Source organism: Reyranella sp. (assembly GCF_965249915.1).
Taxonomy (GTDB): domain Bacteria; phylum Pseudomonadota; class Alphaproteobacteria; order Reyranellales; family Reyranellaceae; genus Reyranella.
The window spans coordinates 4,596,916-4,615,141 of sequence record NZ_OZ252257.1; the positions used below are offsets into that span (position 1 = coordinate 4,596,916).

Consider the following 18,226-nt stretch of genomic DNA (forward strand, 5'->3'; position numbering starts at 1 on the left):
GCATCAGCTTTGGGGAAACACTCATGATCAATCGGTTCGCAGCCAGCCTGGCCGTCCTTGTCGCTTTCGGCGCCCTGCCGGCGCTCGCGCAGCAACAGCAGCCCAAGCCGGCGGCCGCCGCGGCCACCCCGAAGGCCGACGAGGACAAATATGTCGGCTACTACTATCCGAAGCCGACCGCGACGGAGAACTACGTCTCGCCGATGCAGACGATCGCCGGCGCCGAGCGCGCCCAGCGCGTGCAGTTCGCCACGGTGGTCTCGCAGGGTACGATCCAGTCGGCCTATCGCGTTCCCTACTCGGTCTTCGTGAAGGGCGAGAAGGCCGACAAGATGATCATCGTCGGCCTGCAGCCCGGGGAGATGAGCACGATCTACCGCGCGCGCGCGATCCTCGCCAACATGACCACCATGTCGCGCCTGTCGCCGTTCTTCCAGGAGCGCACGATCGCCGAAGACGCGAACTTCTTCGACCTGCTGAAGCTGCTCGGCTTCCAGCAGGTCACGATCAGCGACGGCGACAAGTTCACCCACCAGGTGAACATCAAGTAAGCCTCTTCGCGGACGCAACCACCCGAAGCACGCCGCGGGCAACAGCCTCCGGCGTGCTTTTTCGTTGGGCATCGCGCTCTGCCGCCAAACGCTCTTGTCGCAAGGCGGGCGGCGGCGCAGGCTTGCCGCAAGCAACGGAGGAACGCACATGCCGCGTACGCTGGAATTCTACTTCGACTATGGCAGCCCCTACAGCTATCTGGCCGACACCCAGGTCGAGGCGATCGCGCAGCGCGCCGGCGCCACGCTGGTGCGCAAGCCGATGCTGCTGGGCGGCGTGTTCAAGGCCACGGGCAATCATTCGCCGGCCGAGCTGCCGCAGAAATCCGCCTGGAGCGCCTTCGACATGCCGCTATGGGCTCGCCACTACGGTGTGCCGTTCCAGCGCAATCCCTTCTTTCCCGTCAACACGCTGGCGCTGATGCGCGGCGCCGCGGCCGCGCAGATCGACGGCCTGTTCGAGCGCTATCACCCGGCGGTCTTCAAGGCGATGTGGGTCGACGGCCGCAACCTGAACGACATGAAGGAAGTGGTGGCCGTGCTGTCCGCCGCAGGTCTCGATCCGGAAAAGTTCGGCGCCCGACTGCAGGATCAGGACGTGAAGGACCGGCTCAAGGCCACCACCGACGAGGCGGTCGCGCGCGGCGTGTTCGGGGCGCCGACCTGCTTCGTGGACAAGATGATGTTCTTCGGCAACGATCGCCTCCCCTTCGTCGAAATGGCCCTCAAGGAAGAGCTCAAATGAAGAGAATCGGTGTGCTCATCGCCGTCGGTACGTTGTTTGCCGCGGCGCCGTCTTTCGCGCAGACGGTCGGCACCTGCCCGCGCGGCGGTGGCAGCAGCCAGCCGCAGCCGGTCCGCATCCTGTTCGCCCTCAACAGTTCGGTGGTGCCGCCGGGCGAGAAGCCGATGATCGCGCAGGCGGTAAAGATCGCGAAGGATCGCCAGGTCTCCGCCATCTGCCTGATCGGCCATACCGACAAGCTGGGCGACAAGGCCTACAACCAGAAGCTCGCGCGGGCCCGCGCCCAGGCGGTCGCCGCCGAGTTGATCCGCGACGGCTATCCGGCCAAGGACATCACCATCGTGGCCGACCCGGAAGCCTTCGGGAACATGAGCTTCGGCAACGACAACGCCTCGGAGATCGACCGCAAGGTGACGATCTTCTACGCGCGATAGTCTCATTGGAGCGCGCCACTCCAGTGGCGCTCATATCTTTATGAGGCGCCACTGGAGTGGCGCGCTCCGTTGACGGGTTACGACCCGGATCTCATCTCGATCGCGACCTTGCCGACGACCTTGCGGTCGATCAGGACGCGGAAGGCGTCGGCAACCCGTTCCATCGGGAAGCGATGCGATATGTTGGGGCGCATGACGCCCAGCGCCGCGAGCCGCGGCAGTTCCTCGACATAGTCGCGGCCGAGTTCGGGCGACAGGCGCAGGATCGTCTCGCCGGCGCGCACGCCCAGGACCGACAGGCCCTTGATCAGGATGTGGTTGGACATGAGCTTGCTCGGACCGCCCGAGGTGAACCCGACCACCAGCAGTCGCGCACCATAGGCGGCGGCCCGCACCGACTTCTCGAGCACCTCGCCGCCCACCGGATCGTAGATCACATCGGCGCCCTTGCCGTTCGTCATCTCCTTCACCAATGCGACGAAGTCGCCGGTGCGATAGTTCACGACCTCATCGGCGCCGTTCGCGCGAACGGCCGAGAGCCTCGCATCGTCGCTGCCGGTGGCGATCACGCGCGCACCGAGATGCTTGCCGAGCTGCACAGCCGCCAGGCCGACGCCGCCGGACGCGCCATGGACGAGCAGAACCTCGCCCTTCTTCAGCGCCGCGCGATGAACCAGCGAGTGATAGGCCGTCTGCGCGGCAACGCGGAAGCCCGAGCCCTCGGCAAACGACCAGTCGTCGGGCAGTCGCATGAGATTGCCGCTGGCCTTCAGCTTCACGTACTCGGCGAAGGCCCCGGGACGAACGCCGAAGATCACGCGATCGCCGACCTTCCAGTCGGTGACACCGTCGCCGCGTTCATGGATCGTCCCTGCGCCTTCCATGCCAGGCACGAAGGGCAGTTCGGGCTTGTGCTGGTAGCCGCCGGCCACCGTCAGCACGTCTGGGAAATTGACGGAGGCGGCTCCGACCCTGACGACGATCTCGCCCGGCCCGGCCTGGGGAATCGGGCGTTCCTCGATATGGAGAACGGAAGGATCGCCCAGTCGATCGCAGACGACGGCTCGCATGACGGGGGCGCGCATCGACGAAGCGCCCATCGCCCTAGTCGAGTTCGAAGGCGTTCTTGTAGTCGAGCTTCAGCGCCGGATCCTGGTCTTCCTTGCGCAGGAAGCAATTGCCGACCACCAGCACCTCGATCTCGCTGCCCATGAAGCAGCGCCACGCATCCTCGGGCGTGCAGACGATCGGCTCGCCGCGCACGTTGAACGAGGTGTTCACCACCACCGAGCTGCCCGTCTTCGCCTTGAAGGACGAGATCAGGTCGTAGAACGGCTTGTTGGTTTCCGCGTGCACCGTCTGGATGCGGCCCGAATAGTCGACATGCGTGACCGCCGGAATGTCGGAGCGCGGCACGTTCAGCTTGTCGATGCCGAACAGCTTGTCTTCCTCTTCCGTCATCTTGCGGCGGCGCGCCTCGACGACCGGCGCGACCATCAGCATGTAGGGGCTGTCGGTGTGGAACTCGAAATACTTGTCGACGTCCTCGCGCAGCACCGCCGGCGCGAACGGACGGAACGACTCGCGGTACTTGACCTTGAGGTTCAGCGTCTTCTGCATCGAGGGCGAACGCGCGTCGCCCAGGATCGAGCGGGCGCCCAGCGAACGCGGACCGAATTCCATGCGGCCCTGCATCCAGCCCACCGCCTTGTCGTCGGCCAGGGCCTGCGCGGTCTGGTCGATCATCTCGTCACGCGTTAGGCGCGAGAACTTGGCGCCGACGGCCGTCAGGCGCTCGGCGATCTCGTCGTCGGTGAAATCCGGGCCGAGATAGGAGCCGGCCATGCCGTCCATGTGGCCGTTCAGCTTGCGCGGCTGGCCGAGGAAGCCGTGGTAGGCGGCATAGGCCGCGCCGACCGCGCCGCCGGCATCGCCGGCCGCCGGCTGCACCCAGATGCCGTCGAAGATGTTCTCGCGCAGCAGCTTGCCGTTGGCGACGCAGTTCAGCGCGACGCCGCCCGCGAGGCAGATGTTCTTGACGCCGGTTTCCTTCTTCACCGACCGGCCGAGGCGAATCACGATCTCCTCGGTGACGGCCTGGATCGAGGCCGCGAGATCCATGTGATGCTGCGTCAGCGTCTCTTCGGGGTTGCGACGCGCACCGCCGAACAGCGCGCCGAACTTGTCGTTCGTCATGCGCAGGCCGGTGCAATAGTCGAAGTAGGTCTGGTCGAGACGGAAGGTGCCGTCTTCCTTGAGATCGACGATCTTGTCGAGGATCAGGTTCTTGAACTTGGGCTCGCCGTAGGGCGCGAGGCCCATGACCTTGTATTCGCCCGAGTTGACCTTGAAGCCGGTGTAATAGGTGAAGGCCGAATAGAGCAGGCCGATCGAGTGCGGGAAGTGGATCTCGCGCAGCATTTCGAGCTTGTTGCCGCGGCCCATCGCGAGCGATGTCGTGGCCCATTCGCCGACGCCGTCCATGCAGAGCACGGCGGCCTCTTCGTAGGGCGACGGGAAGAAGGCCGAGGCGGCGTGGCTCTGGTGATGCTCGCCGAACAGCAGGCGCTTCTGCCAGTCGAAGTCGGGCTCCCACTTCTTCATCTCGTCGCGCAGCAGCGTCTTCTGGAATAGCTTTTCCTTCAGCCACAGCGGCATGGCCATCCGGAAGGAATTGAAGCCGCGCGGCGCGTAGGCGAGGTAGGTCTCGAGCAGGCGCTCGAACTTCAGGAACGGCTTGTCGTAGAAGGCGACATAGTCGACGTCCTGAAGCTTGATGCCGGCGCGGTCCAGGCAGAACTGGACCGCATTCTGCGGGAAGCCCGCATCGTGCTTCTTGCGGGTGAAGCGCTCTTCCTGAGCGGCGCTCACCAGATGGCCGTCCTCGATCAGCGCGGCTGCGCTGTCGTGATAGAAGGCCGAGATGCCGAGCACCCGCATGGAAGGTCCCTACCCTTTTAGAAGAGCGTGTAGATGAACGGCGCGATCGCCGAGCCCTTGGTCAGCACGATCAGGCCACCGAAGATCACCATCATGATCATGATCGGCAGCAGCCAGAACTTCTTGCGCTCGCGCATGAAAGCCCAGAGTTCGACAATAATGGAGCCCATGGATCGGTCCTTTCGGAATCAGAACTGGTTTTTCATCGATTGCGGCGGCGGCCCCGGCGGGCTGCGGTCGATCCAGTAGCTCTTGGCATTGCGGTCGAGCTTCAGCCGCAGGAAATCCTTGCCGAACGCGCGCATCACCAGGCCGATCGGCATGATGGTGACGAAGAACAGCAGGCCGAGGACCAGCGGGTTCATCACCTTGTAGAGGAGCAATCCGAACTTCAGCCACAGCCGGTTCAGCGGTCCGAGCAGCTTGGGATAGACGAGGGCCACCAGCAGGAAGGCTGCCGCAAGCGGCAGCATCCACTTCCAGGCGGCGCCCTGTTCGGTGCCGTGGTGCCACAGGTTGATCGCGCTCAGGATTCCGAAGAAACCCGCGAAAACGAACCCGAAACTGCGATCGGAGCCCGCCTTGACGTGCTCTTCTCGCGAATAGTCTTCATGAAGCTGGCTGGTCGCCATTTACCGAGCGTTCGTCAATTTGAATGGGGCCCTTAACTCTCTGATCCCAAACGCCAAGTCAATCGGCGACCAGCAGGGAGTGGCTATTCCGCCGCAACCGAGGCGAAACGATGCGCCAGGAGCGCCGTCAGGGTCATCCGCCAGACGGCGGCCGCCCGCTCGAAGCTCAGATTGTCTCGGCGCCGCAGCACGATCCAGGCGTCCAGGGACAGGGCCGCACCGATGGCGTCCGCCAGTTCCTCGCGGGCCTGGTCTCCCAGATTGGCGAATTCCGGGGCAAAAGCCTCGAAAGTCGACTTGCGCAGCTCGAGTTTGAAGGCCTGACCGCGCTCGATCAGCGCCGGATGGTCGACGAACTGGCCGGCGGCAACCCGCAGCGGCACGATCTTGTCGAAAACTTCGGCCAGACCCTGGACCACCGAGGCGACGCGCTCGGCCAGCGGCCGCGAATTGGATTCCTGATGGGGGACCACGATGTCCTGCCCGATGGCATCCATGACGGTCACAAAAAGTGACTCCACGTCGCCGAAATGCTGGAAAACCGAGCGAACCGACACGTCGGCCCGGCGGGCGACGGCCACCACGGTCGGCGCCGTGCTGGTCTCTGTGATCATGATCTTGGCGGCTTCGATGATCTTGCGACGGGTCTCCGCGGCGCGACGATTGCGGCCATCGGGACGAGCCGTCCCATTCGTGTCCGTTCCTGCTGCCACTACCGCCACTGCGTTGCCGCGCGGCATCACCGCTGCTTCGCTCATGTGTAAATTCCTAATCCGGAGTTCAGGCTTGGATGGTCAACGTTCGACCGGTCGCCTATGGAGGGCGTGAGATAAGGGCCGACTGCGGCAGCAACAAGGTAAAGACGGTCGCACCACCATGAATACGAGCCATGCAAAAACCCCGCTCGCCGTCCTGTGGGACTTCGGCGGCGTGATCCTTTCCAGCCCCTTCGATGCCTTCAATCGCTACGAAGCGGAAGCCGGCCTTCCCAAAGATTTCCTCCGAGGCCTCAACGCGCGCAATCCCGACACCAATGCCTGGGCAAAAATGGAACGAAGCGAGGTTTCCCTGCAGGGCTTCGTCGACCTGTTCGAGGAGGAAGCCCGCCTCCAGGGCCACCGAGTCGAGGGCTGGAAGATTCTGCAGGCACTAAGCGGCGACATTCGGCCGCAGATGGTCGAGGCGCTGCGGCGCTGCAAGGCGACGTTCCGAGTGGCCTGCATCACCAACAACATGAAGGCCGGCGAAGGGCCGGGCATGGCCCGCAGCCCGGAGAAGGCCCAAGCCGTGGCCGAGATTCTGTCTCTTTTCGAGCATGTCGTCGAATCGAGCAAAGTCGGCCTGCGCAAGCCCGACCCGCGCATTTATCAGCATGCCTGCGACCTGCTGGGCGTGCCGCCCGAGCGCTGCATCTACCTCGACGACCTCGGCATCAACCTGAAGCCGGCGCGGGCGCTCGGCATGCGCACCATCAAGGTCGTGGATCCGGACGTGGCGATCGACGAGCTGCAGGCGATGGTGGGAATCCCGCTCCGGGGCTGACGCCATGAAGCGCACCGCCTCCCCGATCACGGCGAAATACCTGCAGAACGCCGCCGTGTTCTATCTGGAGCGGTACGCCAGTTCGGCCGAGGGACTGCGGCGGGTGTTGCGGCGGCGGGTCTCCAAGGCCCGGCTGCTCGACGCGCCGGTGATGGACAATGTCGACGAGGCCATCGAAGCCGTCGTCCAGAAATTCGTGTCGGCCGGCCTGCTCGACGACAGGGCCTTCGCCCAGACCAAGGCGCGGTCGCTGCACCGCCGCGGCCTGTCGGGCCGCCTGACGCGCCAGCGCCTGCAGGTCGCGGGCGTGGGCCGCGAAGACGTGGACAAGGCCATGGAAGCGCTCGACGACGAACTCGGCACCGCCCCCGCCGAACGCGAGCTGCAGGCCGCCCTGGCCTTTGCGCGCCGACGCCGGCTTGGCCCCTGGCGCATGAAGGACCGCGAAGCCAACAAGCCGCGCGACCTCGCGTCGATGGCCCGTGCCGGCTTCGCCTATGAGCTTGCCCGCAAGGTCATCGAAGCGCGCGATCCCGAATCTCTGGACGAAATCTGAACGGCTCGCCATGGTTCGGCGAACGAGGACCCCATGACCGTCACGATCTGGCACAATCCGCGCTGCAGCAAGTCGCGGCAGACTCTCGACCTGCTCCGGAGCAACGGCGTGGAACCGGCCATCCGCGAATATCTCAAGGAACCGCCCGGCAAGGCCGAGGTGGAGAAGCTCGTGGCCCTGGTCGGCGGCGACCCGCGCGAGCTGATCCGCGACGGAGAGGCCGAATTCAAGGCGCTGAAGCTCAGGAAGGCGGACCTCACCAAGGCCCAGATCGTGGACGCGATCGCCGCCCACCCGGTCCTGCTGCAACGCCCGATCGTCGTGAAGGGCGCTCGCGCCGCGATCGGCCGCCCGCCCGAGTCCGTCCTGCCTCTCCTGAAATGACGCCATGACCGGACGGCTGCGCCTCTGGTCGGGCTACGTCCTCTTCTTCTACGTCGTCACCCATCTCCTCAATCACGCGCTCGGCCTGATCTCGCTGCGCGTCCTCGAAGAAGGACGCCACTGGTTCACCCTCGTCTGGAGCAATCCGGCCGGCCAGATCCTCCTCTACGGATCGCTGCTGGGTCATTTCCTCCTCGCCGTGTGGTCGCTGTACCGGCGGCGCGCGCTGAAACTGTCGCGCTGGGAGTGGGCGCAATGGATCCTGGGCGGAGCGACCATCCCGCTGGCCGCGATCCATGTCGCGGGCACGCGCCTCGCGGCGGATCTCTACGGCGTCCAGTCGGGATATCCGTGGGTGCTGGGAACGCTCGTCGCCGGCAGTTGGACCGGCATCCTGCGACAGTTCTCCTTGCCGCTCGTCGTCTGGGTCCATGGCTGCATCGGCCTGCACTTCGCGCTGCGCCTGAAGCCCTGGTACCGCGACTGGCTGCCGCTGCTCTACGCCCTGGCCCTCCTGATCCCCGCTGCCAGCCTTGCGGGGGCAGCCGTCGCGCTGCGTGACGTCGCCGAGCTGGCGCAGCGTCCCGGCTTTCTCGAAGCGCTGTTCGAGCGCGCCCATATTCCCGCCCCCGATCAGATCGCCCACCTCTATACGATGGCCGCCGGACTCGAATACACGGCGCTCGCCCTGCTGGCGGTCGCGATCGCCGCCCGCCCCTTGCGCGATCTCTGGGAGCGCCGCGCCGGCGTGGTGCGTCTCGACTACGGCGAGCGCCGCAGCGTGACCCGGCCGGCCGGCCTCTCGATCCTCGAGATGAGCCGGGTCGCCGGCATTCCCCACGCCTCGGTCTGCGGCGGTCGCGGCCGCTGCTCGACCTGCCGGGTCCGCATCACCGGCGACGACCGCCACCGGCTGCCGCCGGCCTCGCCGGAGGAAGCGAAGGTGCTGGCGCGCATCGGTGCCCCGGCCAATGTCCGCCTGGCCTGCCAGCTGCGCCCGCCGCCCGGTCACTACCGGGTGGCACTATTGCTGCCGGCCGCCGCCGGCCCGGTCGAAGCCTATCGCCGGCAGCCCCAGGCCCATGGCGGCGAGCGCTACATCGCCGTGCTCTTCGCCGACATCCGCGGCTTCACGACGATCTCGGAAGGCAAGCTCCCCTACGACGTGGTGTTCCTGCTCAACCGCTACTTCCGCGCCACGGGCCAGGCCGTCGAAGCCGCGGGCGGGCGTCTCGACAAGTTCATCGGCGACGGGGTCATGGCGATCTTCGGCCTCAATCAGGAACCGCAGGTCGCGTGCCGGCAGGCGCTCGATGCGGCGCGGCGCATGGCGCTGGCCCTTGCCGATCTCAACGAAGCGATGTCCGGCGATCTCGACCAGCCGCTGCGCATCGGCATCGGGCTTCACGCCGGACCCGCGATCGTGGGCGAGATGGGCTATGCGCGCGCCGCCCAGATCACCGCGATCGGCGACACGGTGAACACCGCAAGCCGGCTCGAATCGCTGACCAAGGAACTGGCGGTCGAGCTGGTCGTGTCGCAGGAGTTGCTCGACCGCGCCGGCATCGATCTCGGCGAGGTGCCCCGCCACGAAGTCGAGATCCGCGGCCGGCAGGGCCGGCTTTCCGTTCGCGCGATCGCGAAGACGACCGATCTCACGGCAATGTCATAAGATGTTCGTTGTCCAAGGCGCCGACCGGGCGACAATCCCCCGACCTTCAGGAGGCAATCCCATGCGCGCTCTTTTCCTCGCCGCCGCTCTGGCCGTGGCGACCCTTGGCCCCTCCCTGCCGGCGCAGGCGGCCGGCGGAACTGCGGAACCGGCCAAGCCGGTCGACGCCAACTACACCCGCGCCAAGGCGATGATCGAAGCGAAGGACTACAAGGGCGCCCTGCCGCTGCTGCAGCAGGTGGTGGCCAAGGATCCCAAGAATGCCGACGCCTACAACCTGATGGGCTTCGCCACGCGCAAGTCGGGCGATCCCAACGCTTCGCTGCAATACTACCAGCAGGCGCTTTCGATCGATGGCCGCCACATCGGCGCCTACGAGTATCTCGGCGAGGCCTACCTGATGCTGGGTCGCCTGCCGGAAGCCGAGCAGCAGCTCGCCCGCCTCGACTCGCTCTGCACCTTCGGCTGCGCCGAATACCGCCAGCTCAAGGCCGCCATCGCCGACTACAAGGCCGGCAAGCGGCCGGCCACGAACTAGACGACCAACCGGGACAGCGCGAAATTCGGAGCGGCGGAAGGCCTCGATAGGCTTTTCCGCCGGCGGCCGGTCCCGCTATGCTGCGGCGGATAAACGCCCGTTCACGCCGCCGCATCGGAGGGCTCCGCCATGAGCACCGTCACCCCAGTTCCGCTCGTATTCGGCGACTACGCCCTCGAGGATCGCTACCGGCTGGGCAAAGGCCGCGTCTACATGACCGGCATCCAGGCGCTGGTGCGCCTGCCGATGATGCAGCGCCAGCGCGACCTCGCGGCCGGCCTGAATACCGGCGGCTTCATCTCCGGCTATCGCGGCTCGCCGCTCGGCATGTACGACAACGCGCTGTGGGGCGCGAAGCGCTACCTGAAAGAGAACAACATCCACTTCCAGCCCGGCCTCAACGAGGATCTCGCGGCGACGTCGGTGTGGGGCAGCCAGCAGACCAACCTGTTCCCCGGCGCGACCGTCGATGGCGTCTTCTCGATCTGGTACGGCAAGGGCCCCGGCGTCGACCGCTCGATGGACGTGCTGAAGCACGGCAACGCGGCCGGTACCTCGCCGCATGGCGGCGTGATCGCACTGGCCGGCGACGACCATGGCTGCCAGTCCTCGACCCTGCCGCACCAGAGCGAGCAGGTCTTTGCCGCGGCGATGATCCCGGTCGTCAATCCGGCGACCGTCCAGGAATATCTCGACTACGGCATCCTGGGCTTCGCGCTGTCGCGCTACTCGGGCTGCTGGGTCGGCTTCAAGGCGATCTCCGAGACGGTCGAGAGCGGCGCCTCGGTGTGGGTCGATCCCGAGCGCATCCAGATCGTGATGCCGACCGACTTCCAGCTGCCGCCGGGCGGGCTGGGCATCCGCAATCCCGATCCGCCGCTGGAGGCCGAGAAGCGCCTGCACGGACCGAAGATGGCGGCGGTCGCCGCCTTCGTGCGCGCCAACGGCTTCGACCGCACGGTGATCGAGCCGACCCAGACCGGCACCAGGGCCCGCATCGGCATCATGACGACCGGCAAGGCCTATCTCGACACACGCCAGGCGCTGGAGGATCTCGGGATCGACGACGCGCGCGCCCGGGCGCTCGGCATCCGCCTCTACAAGGTGGGCGTGACCTGGCCGCTCGAGGCCGAAGGCGCGCGCCGCTTCGCCGAAGGCCTGCAGGAGGTGATCGTCGTCGAGGAGAAGCGCTCGAACCTCGAGGACCAGCTGCTGCGCATCCTCTATCACCTGCCGGCCGACCGCCGCCCGACGGTGATCGGCAAGGCCGACGAGAGCGGCCGCATCATCCTGCCGAGCGAGGGCGAACTGACGCCGACCGGCGTCGCCATGGTGATCGCCGGCCGCCTGATGAAGCACGAGGGCGAGTCGCCCGAACTGCGCCAGCGCCTCGCGCGTCTCGAAGCCAAGGAGAAGCTGCTGTCGGCGCCGCCGCCCAAGGTGGCGCGCACGCCGTTCTTCTGTTCGGGCTGCCCGCACAACACTTCGACCAAGGTGCCCGAGGGCAGCCGCGCCATGGCCGGCATCGGCTGCCATGGCATGGCGATCTGGATGCCCGAGCGCCGCACCTCGCTGATCTCCCACATGGGCGGCGAAGGCGTGGGCTGGGTTGGCCAGGCGCCGTTCCATTCCGACAAGCACATCTTCCAGAACCTGGGGGACGGCACCTATTACCATTCCGGCCTGATGGCGATCCGCCAGTCGGCCGCCGCCGGCGTCAACATCACCTACAAGATCCTGTTCAACGACGCGGTCGCGATGACCGGCGGCCAGCCGCACGACGGACCGCTCACGGTTCCCGAGATCACGCGCCAGGTCGAGGCCGAGGGCGCCAAGAAGGTGATCGTCGTCACCGACGAGCCGGACAAGTATCCGATGAATGCCGGCTTCGCGCATGGCGTCACCATCCGCCATCGCGACGAGCTCGACGCCGTGCAGCGCGAGCTGCGCGAGATCCCCGGCCTCACCGTCCTGGTCTACGACCAGACCTGCGCCGCCGAGAAGCGCCGCCGCCGCAAGCGCGGCACCTTCCCCGATCCCAACAAGCGCGTCTTCATCAACGACGCGGTCTGCGAGGGCTGCGGCGACTGCTCCGAGAAGAGCAACTGCGTGTCGGTGAAGCCGCTCGAGACCGAGCTCGGCCGCAAGCGCCAGATCGACCAGAGCAATTGCAACAAGGACTTCTCCTGCGTGAACGGCTTCTGCCCGAGCTTCGTGTCGGTGCATGGCGGCGCTCCCGCCAAGGCCCGCCGCCGCAAGCTCGAGGTCGTGGCCGAGGATCCCTTCGCCTCGCTGCCCATGCCGACCCTGCGGCCGCTCAGTGAAGCCTACGGCATCCTAGTCACCGGCATCGGCGGCACCGGCGTCATCACCGTCGGCGCGCTGATCGGCATGGCGGCCCATCTCGAGGGCAAGGGCTGCACCGTGCTCGACTTCACCGGACTTGCGCAGAAGAACGGCGCGGTGATGAGCCATGTCCGGCTGGCGCCCAAGCCGGAGGATCTCCACGCCGTGCGCATCGCCGCCGGCGGCGCCAACCTGGTGCTGGGCTGCGACATGGTCGTGGCCGCCTCGCCGGCCGCGCTGTCGCGCATCGAGCAGGGCGTGACCAAGGCCGTGATCAACGGCCATGTCCAGCCGGTCGCCGCCTTCGTCATGAACGGCGACATGGACCTCGGCGCCGAGTCGATGATGAAGGCGATCCGCGACGCCGCCGGCGACGAGGCCACCTCGTTCGTCGACGGTACCGGCCTCGCCACCGCGATCCTGGGCGATTCGATCGCGACCAATCTCTTCATGCTGGGCCATGCCTGGCAGAAGGGCCTGGTGCCGCTCTCGTTCGAGGCGCTGATGCGCGCCATCGAGCTGAACGGCGTCGCCGTCGAGAGCAGCAAGCGCACCTTCGACTGGGGCCGCCTCGCCGCGCACAATCTCGCCGCCGTGCAGGCCGCCGCCAAGCCCGCGCTGAGGATCGAGAAGCCGGTCGCCCGCACGCTCCCGGAGATCGTCTCAAAGCGGGTCGCGCTGCTCACCGCCTATCAGGACGCGGCCTATGCCGAACGCTATCGCGCGCTGGTCGACAAGGTGGCCAGGGTCGAGAAGGACAAGGCGCCGGGCCGCCGCGGTCTCGCCGAAGCGGTCGCCAAGTCGCTCTACAAGCTGATGGCCTACAAGGACGAATACGAAGTTGCCCGCCTCTACAGCGACGGCGAGTTCCACAAGAAGCTGCGCCAGCAGTTCGAGGGCGACTACACGCTCACCTTCCATCTCGCGCCGCCGCTGTTCGCCGACCGCGACCCGGTGACGGGCGAACTCAAGAAGAGCGAGTTCGGCGCCTGGGTGATGCCGGCGTTCCGCCTGCTCGCCTCGCTGAAGCGCCTGCGCGGCGGCCGGTTCGACATCTTCGGCTACAGCGAGGAGCGTCGCATGGAGCGGCGCCTGATCGGCGAGTTCGAGGCGACGGTCGAGACGCTGCTGGCGACGCTCGGTCAGGACAACCATGCCCTCGCCGTACAGATCGCGTCGGTGCCGGAAACGATGCGCGGCTTCGGTCACGTGAAGGAGAAGAACGTGAAGGCCGCCAAGGAACGCGAAGCGTCGCTGCTCGCGGCTTACAACAACCCCGCCCGCCAGTCGATCGCCGCGGAGTAGGGCGCCGCTGAGTGAGGCGCCCCTGAGTAAGGCGCTCGCAGCGAGGACGGGACGCCCGCACTCCCTATAAGGGGTTGGGGAAGGAACGCGGACGTCCCGGGTACGCACGCCGACCGCGAAGGGAGGCAAGCGGTCGACATCTTGCGCCTATAGGCCCGTTCGCCTGGGGAAGGTAAGTGCAATCAGAAGGCGAGCCCGCACACCTCGCGCACCGCAATGCATAGAAGCGGCCGAACCCTAAGAGTTCAGGCGCGTCCAGATTGCGGAGAGAAGGAAGCGAGATCGAACTTGGCGCCGGGCCCGCCGCCGCCCAGCCGGTCGAGCGCCCGCTGCCACTTGGCGGCGAGATCGGCGTCGAACACCAGCTCCGCATCGCCGTCGACCACCAGCCAGGCATTGTCCTGCATTTCGCGGTCGAGCTGGCCGGGCGCCCAGCCGGAATGGCCGAGGGCCAGCCAGGCATTCTTCGGTCCGGTGCCGCCCGCCATGTCCTTCAGGATCTCGAGCGAAGCGGTGAGGGCCAGGCCGCCATCGATCAACAGGGTCTCGTCGCGCTTGTAGTCGGCCGAGTGCAGCACCAGGCCGCGCGAGGTCTCGACCGGGCCGCCGAACAGGACCGGCCAATCCGCAGCCGTCTTCGGGACCTCGATCCCGAGCTGCTTGTAGACCTGGCCGAGCGGCAGGTCCTCGACCTTGTTGTTCACGATGATTCCCAGCGCGCCATCGTCGTCGTGCTTGCAGATGAACACGACACTCTTCTGGAAGCGCTCGTCCGGCATGGACGGCGCGGCGACCAGGAAGCGGCCCACGAATGTGGCGGCAGGAGAGCTGGACCCGGGCATGTGCAATGATCTCCTATATCCATGGGGATTGTCCGGCTAAAGTTCAAGCTGCCAGGGCCCCCTCTTCCCGATAACGGGCCTTCCATGGACAAAAACCCAACCCCGGCCTAGGGTCCGCCGGTTTGCAAAGGCCGCGGTTCGGCGGCGTCTATTAAGGAGCTAATAATGGCGAAAGTCGGCGACAAGGTCCCCAGCGCCACGCTGCGCACCATGGGTCCCGAAGGCCCCAAGGCCGTGACCACCGAAGAGCTTTTCGCACCGGGCAAGAAGGTCGTGGCCTTCGCCCTGCCGGGCGCGTTCACCCCGACCTGCTCGGCCAAGCATGTCCCGGGCTTCGTCACGGAGTTCGACAAGCTGAAGGCCAAGGGCGTCGACACGATCGCCTGCATCTCGGTCAACGACGCGTTCGTGATGGGCGCCTGGGGCAAGGACCAGAAGGCCGAAGACAAGGTGATGATGCTGGGCGACGGCAACGGCGAGTTCACCCAGGCGATGGGCCTCACCATGGACGGCTCGAAGTTCGGCCTCGGCACGCGCAGCCAGCGCTACGCGATGGTCGTCGAGGACGGCGTCATCAAGCACCTGTTCGTCGAGAAGCCGGGTGCCTTCGAGGTTTCCTCGGCCGAGTACGTGCTGAAGAATCTCTAGCGTCGGGCATTCTGCGCGACCAAGATCGACGGCGGAGCGCAGGCTCCGCCGTTTTCTTTTGGGGGCCCATGAACCCGACAGACCCGACCCTCTTCAACGGCCTGTTCCAGGTCAACGGCGCCACGCGCCTCTACGGCACGATCGGCGATCCCATCCGCCAGCTGCGCATGACCGGCGTGATGCCCCAGGTCTTCGCCGCCACCGGCGTCAACGCCGTCTGGTTGCCCTTCGAAGGCGGCCCCGACCTGCTGCCGCTGATGCTCGAGGCGCTGGCCCGGATGCGCAACCTGGGCGGCTTCACCGTCACCATCCCGCACAAGACCGCCATGCTCGAGCTGATGGGCCGCGCCACGCCGCGCGCGCTGGCGGCCGGCAGCGTCAATCTGGTGCGGCGGGACCCCGACGGGGTGCTGTCCGGCGACAATGTCGACGGGCTGGGCTTCGTGCGCGGACTGGAAGCGCAGGGCCATCGCGTGAAGGGCGCCAGCGTCTGGCTGGTGGGCCTCGGTGGTGCCGGCGGCGCCATCGCCGCCGCGCTGTGCGAAGCCGGCGTCGGCCGCCTGCTGGTCACCGAACTCCAGGAAGCACGCGCCGGCAAGGCGATCGACCGGTTGCTCAGCCACTATCCCGAGGTGCCGGTCGCGGAAGTCGACATGCCGCCCAAGGGCATCCACATCGCGATCAACGCGACCGCGCTCGGCCTGCGCCCCGACGATCCGCAGGCCTTCGATCCGATGACGCTCGATGCGGACGTCGTCGTGGCCGACGTGATCATGAGCCCGGTCGAGACGCCATTGCTCCGGCGCGCGCGCACCCACGGGCGGCGCATCCATCACGGCCGCCACATGCTCGACCACCAGGTGCCGCTCTACCTCGACTGGTTCGGCATCGACACCAGGGGCATCGACATCATCCGCCTGGTGCGCTCGATCGGGTAGATCTTTCCTCCGCATCCAAATGGGGAGGCAGCGGCGTCTTACGCCGACCGAGGGGTCGTGCGTGGCCGTTCTGTCTTCGACGCTCCCGGACATCGCTCAGCGATGTCCTGACGCTATCAGGCCGAGCTGCGCTCGGCCTACAGCGTGACGCCGCCGTTCACGTGGACCGTCTGGCCGGTGATGTAGCTCGCGGCGGGAGAGCACAGGAAGGCGATCAGGGCCGCCACCTCCGCCGGCTTGCCGTAGCGGCGCATCGGAATCGATTGCGCCACGGTCTCCATCCCGGCGCGCGGCACGGCGACATGGGCATCCGGGTCCTTCTCGATGAAGCCCGGCGCCACGCAGTTCACCGTCGCGCCCGAGCCCGCGATATCGACCGCAAAGGCCTTCGAGAAAGCCTCCATGCCCGCCTTGGCCGCGGCCGACGCCGGAAAGGTGATGAGGCCGCGGGCGAAGGCATGCGCCACGAAGGAGGAGACGCCGACCAACCGTCCCGCCGCGCCGGCCTTGACGAGCCACGGCTTGGCGGCGGTCGCCAATTCGAAGAAGGCGGCGGTCATCGCATTCTGGCTGGCATCCCAGGCCACGCGATCGAGTTCGCCGACCGGCGTGCGGTTGGCGAAGCCGGCATTGCTGACGATGATGTCGAGGTGACCGAACGCCTGGACGGTTTCGTCGACCAGACGCGCCGCCGTGCCGGACTGGGCGAGGTCGCCCTCGAGGATCAGCGTCTGCGCGCCCGCACCGGCCGCGAAACCTGCCACCCGTTCGAGACCGGCGCGGTTGCGCCGCGCATGCAGGGCGATCGCCGTATCGGGCGCGGCCAGGGCGCGGGCGGTGGCGGCGCCGATGCCCGAGGAGGCACCGGTGATGAGGATGACGCGGGACGGAGAAGCCATGCGACAGGAGTAGAATCCCGAGCGCCTAGCGGCAAGCCTCGCGCACGGCGGGCGCCAGCAGCGCCGCGAAGCGGCGGGCGCCGGCCGCCGAGAAATGTCCCTGGTCCACGAAGTCGGCCGGGCCGAACGCATCGTCCGGCAGCACGACGTAGGTGTCGCCCAGCGCCTTGGCCGTCCGCTGAAGCAGGGCGTTGGATTCCTTCAGCAGCCGCGGCAGATCGCGGTCGCGCACGCGCGGCAGCCAGCCGTACAGGCTCTCGCTCTGCAGGCGATCGGGATTGACGACCTGCCCGACCCAGATCGTCGGCGTGCCGCGCGCCCGGTTGAGAGCCGAGATCGAGCGGAGGTTGCGCTCGAAGATCGTGGCGGCCGCCGCATCGGGACCGGCGACCGGCGGCAGCGCATAGGGATCCTTGGCGTAACGCACCGTGTCGACTTCGGCGGAGACGAGACGCGTCAGCACGGTGAGCAACGGTGAGATCGTGACGTTGGAGCCTCCGACGCGGCGCACCTTCAGCGAATCGACCTGGCTGGGCATGTGGAAGTCGGCATAGCCGGCATCGAGCTTGGGAATGTGCGAATTGCGCAGATCGTTCCAGCCCACGAAGTAGACCGCGCAGCGTGGCGCCTTGCCGAACTTGTCGGGATAGAAGGCCGTCTGCAGCACATGCTCGGCCGTCGTGTAGCCCGGCACGCCATGATTGACGACGACCAGCCCGTCGTCGCGCAGCGCCGCGTCCAGCCGCTCGGGCCAGGTGTCGCCCTCGCCATTGCCGATATCGTAGGTCGCCGAGCCGCCGAAGGTGGCCACGACGCCGCTCGCCGCCAGGCGCGCCGGATCGGGATCGCGGCCGCGCGTGCCCTGGGACGAGTGCCGGATGGCGAGCCCGGTCGCGCTGGTGAAGGCGAGGCCCGGCGCCGGCACCGCCTGCAAGAGCGGATGCCACTGGAAGCGCGCCGGCTCGGCACGGGCCGGCGGCAGCAGCGACGGCGAGCCCGGCGGCGCCAGCGCCCAGGAGCCGAGACCCCAGCCGAATTCGACACAGGCCAGCACCAGCAGCGTGGCCGACAGACGCGGCCAGCGCGCGAGGACGAGGACGAGCGCGAACAGCGCCGCGAGGTAGAGGAAATAGTCGGTTCGCGGCCCGGAGACGGCCAGCTCGTCCCGGCCGAACAGCCAGGCCGCGACGCCGGCCAGGACGAGGAGGCCCAGGAGGCCGACATAGCGCAGGAATTTCGACACGGTCCCCAACA

The 18,226-nt window shown here is 67.2% G+C and carries 19 protein-coding genes; 11 read left to right on the forward strand and 8 right to left on the reverse strand.

From position 1 onward, the window contains the following. The first annotated feature begins 23 nt into the window (after positions 1-23). The 3 genes from ACP15H_RS22710 (at position 24) to ACP15H_RS22720 (ending at position 1,730) form a co-directional block, all read left to right on the forward strand. A complete protein-coding gene (locus ACP15H_RS22710) occupies positions 24-551 on the forward strand; it encodes a hypothetical protein (protein ID WP_425068405.1) in 528 nt (175 codons plus the stop codon). 148 nt (positions 552-699) lie between these two features. After that, a complete protein-coding gene (locus ACP15H_RS22715; protein ID WP_425068406.1) occupies positions 700-1,296 on the forward strand; it encodes a 2-hydroxychromene-2-carboxylate isomerase in 597 nt (198 codons plus the stop codon). After that, complete coding sequence (locus ACP15H_RS22720) at positions 1,293-1,730, forward strand: OmpA family protein (RefSeq protein ID WP_425068407.1); 438 nt, start codon at positions 1,293-1,295, stop codon at positions 1,728-1,730. Before ACP15H_RS22715 ends, ACP15H_RS22720 begins: the two co-directional genes overlap by 4 nt. 77 nt (positions 1,731-1,807) lie before the next feature. Here the strand turns inward: ACP15H_RS22720 and ACP15H_RS22725 are convergent, their stop codons facing one another. From ACP15H_RS22725 to ACP15H_RS22745, 5 genes are all read right to left on the reverse strand, one after another. Then, positions 1,808-2,830, reverse strand: coding sequence for an NADPH:quinone oxidoreductase family protein (locus ACP15H_RS22725; RefSeq protein WP_425068408.1), 1,023 nt, complete (start codon positions 2,828-2,830; stop codon positions 1,808-1,810). A gap of 4 nt (positions 2,831-2,834) precedes the next feature. Next, entirely contained in the window at positions 2,835-4,670 is a 1,836-nt protein-coding gene (locus ACP15H_RS22730) for a carbamoyltransferase family protein (protein ID WP_425068409.1), read from the reverse strand. Positions 4,671-4,687: 17 nt separating this feature from the next. Further along, complete coding sequence (locus tag ACP15H_RS22735; RefSeq protein ID WP_296379768.1) at positions 4,688-4,840, reverse strand: DUF5989 family protein; 153 nt, start codon at positions 4,838-4,840, stop codon at positions 4,688-4,690. Between the two features lie 18 nt (positions 4,841-4,858). Beyond that, the gene (locus ACP15H_RS22740) at positions 4,859-5,302 is read right to left on the reverse strand and encodes an SxtJ family membrane protein (RefSeq protein WP_425068410.1); all 444 of its coding nucleotides are present in this window, start codon (positions 5,300-5,302) and stop codon (positions 4,859-4,861) included. A gap of 83 nt (positions 5,303-5,385) precedes the next feature. Further along, a complete protein-coding gene (locus ACP15H_RS22745) occupies positions 5,386-6,045 on the reverse strand; it encodes a TetR/AcrR family transcriptional regulator (protein ID WP_425068411.1) in 660 nt (219 codons plus the stop codon). 133 nt (positions 6,046-6,178) lie between these two features. On the opposite strand from ACP15H_RS22745, the gene ACP15H_RS22750 reads away from it, so the two are divergent. From ACP15H_RS22750 to ACP15H_RS22775, 6 genes are all read left to right on the forward strand, one after another. Then, complete coding sequence (locus tag ACP15H_RS22750; protein ID WP_425068412.1) at positions 6,179-6,844, forward strand: HAD-IA family hydrolase; 666 nt, start codon at positions 6,179-6,181, stop codon at positions 6,842-6,844. A gap of 4 nt (positions 6,845-6,848) precedes the next feature. After that, positions 6,849-7,400 (forward strand): regulatory protein RecX, encoded by a 552-nt coding sequence (locus tag ACP15H_RS22755; protein WP_425068413.1) that lies wholly within the window; start codon positions 6,849-6,851, stop codon positions 7,398-7,400. A 33-nt stretch (positions 7,401-7,433) separates the two neighbouring features. Next, entirely contained in the window at positions 7,434-7,784 is a 351-nt protein-coding gene (gene arsC / locus ACP15H_RS22760; RefSeq protein ID WP_425068414.1) for an arsenate reductase (glutaredoxin), read from the forward strand. A 4-nt stretch (positions 7,785-7,788) separates the two neighbouring features. Beyond that, complete coding sequence (locus ACP15H_RS22765) at positions 7,789-9,456, forward strand: adenylate/guanylate cyclase domain-containing protein (protein ID WP_425068415.1); 1,668 nt, start codon at positions 7,789-7,791, stop codon at positions 9,454-9,456. Between the two features lie 61 nt (positions 9,457-9,517). Beyond that, positions 9,518-9,994, forward strand: a complete 477-nt coding sequence (locus tag ACP15H_RS22770) for a tetratricopeptide repeat protein (RefSeq protein WP_425068416.1) — start codon at positions 9,518-9,520, stop codon at positions 9,992-9,994. A gap of 129 nt (positions 9,995-10,123) precedes the next feature. Beyond that, complete coding sequence (locus ACP15H_RS22775; protein ID WP_425068417.1) at positions 10,124-13,645, forward strand: indolepyruvate ferredoxin oxidoreductase family protein; 3,522 nt, start codon at positions 10,124-10,126, stop codon at positions 13,643-13,645. 245 nt (positions 13,646-13,890) lie between these two features. On the opposite strand, the gene ACP15H_RS22780 is transcribed toward ACP15H_RS22775, so the two are convergent. Continuing rightward, positions 13,891-14,487 carry a YqgE/AlgH family protein gene (locus ACP15H_RS22780; RefSeq protein WP_425068418.1) on the reverse strand — a complete coding sequence of 199 codons (597 nt, stop codon included), beginning with the start codon at positions 14,485-14,487 and terminating at the stop codon, positions 13,891-13,893. A 165-nt stretch (positions 14,488-14,652) separates the two neighbouring features. Between ACP15H_RS22780 and ACP15H_RS22785 the strand changes: the two genes are divergently transcribed. Together ACP15H_RS22785 and ACP15H_RS22790 are read left to right on the forward strand one after the other, a co-directional pair. Then, positions 14,653-15,135: a peroxiredoxin gene (locus tag ACP15H_RS22785; RefSeq protein ID WP_425068419.1), complete on the forward strand. Its 483-nt coding sequence runs from the start codon at positions 14,653-14,655 to the stop codon at positions 15,133-15,135. Between the two features lie 68 nt (positions 15,136-15,203). Continuing rightward, entirely contained in the window at positions 15,204-16,073 is an 870-nt protein-coding gene (locus ACP15H_RS22790) for a shikimate dehydrogenase family protein (RefSeq protein ID WP_425068420.1), read from the forward strand. Positions 16,074-16,210: 137 nt separating this feature from the next. Here ACP15H_RS22790 and ACP15H_RS22795 read toward each other — a convergent pair whose 3' ends face one another. Together ACP15H_RS22795 and ACP15H_RS22800 are read right to left on the reverse strand one after the other, a co-directional pair. Next, positions 16,211-16,972, reverse strand: a complete 762-nt coding sequence (locus ACP15H_RS22795; RefSeq protein WP_425068421.1) for an SDR family NAD(P)-dependent oxidoreductase — start codon at positions 16,970-16,972, stop codon at positions 16,211-16,213. A 25-nt stretch (positions 16,973-16,997) separates the two neighbouring features. Beyond that, the gene (locus tag ACP15H_RS22800; protein ID WP_425068422.1) at positions 16,998-18,215 is read right to left on the reverse strand and encodes an SGNH/GDSL hydrolase family protein; all 1,218 of its coding nucleotides are present in this window, start codon (positions 18,213-18,215) and stop codon (positions 16,998-17,000) included. Positions 18,216-18,226: the final 11 nt, after the last annotated feature.